The 609-nt window shown below is 46.1% G+C and carries 1 protein-coding gene; it reads left to right on the top strand.

Translation table 11 applies throughout. The features are described from left to right. Positions 1–609 (top strand): calcium-binding protein (locus FY048_RS18940; RefSeq protein ID WP_446092167.1); only part of this gene is annotated, 609 nt, incomplete at both ends.

Raw genomic sequence — 609 nt, 5'->3', positions numbered from 1 at the left:
ACCTGTTTGGCCGAGGTGACGGACAGGATACTGTCAGTTCAAGCTATAACAATGATGTAAACAAATTGAATACCCTGAAGTTAAAAGAAGGTATCACCGCTTCAGACCTGATTATTAAACAGGTGGGTAGTGGACTTGAAATTAGCATTTCAGGCAGTACGGATAAAATCACATTCCAGGATGTGCTTTATCAGGATTCATTAAATAACCCGTATAGCTCATTACAGCGTATCGAATTTGCAGACGGGACCAGTCTGAAAGTTGCCGATATTTTACAGCTGGCGTATCAGGGAACGGATGGAACAGACTGGTTGGCTGGTACTACAGATGCGGATCACTTACTTGGTGGCTTGGGGAACGACACGTTATATGGACGTGGAGGGAACGATACGCTTGAAGGTGGAGATGGCGACGACAAACTGTATGGCGAAGAAGGTGCAGATATCCTCAAGGGTGGACTGGGTAACGATACCTTAGATGGTGGTAATGGAAATGACATTCTTGAGGGTGGTGCTGGTAACGACACTCTGAGTGGCGGTGCTGGTGATGACATTCTTGAAGGTGGTGCAGGTAATGACACGCTGAATGGTGGTTTGGGTAACAACATCT

The organism is Acinetobacter sp. 1124_18A, assembly GCF_052824995.1.
This window is presented reverse-complemented; position numbering and strand designations above follow the sequence as displayed.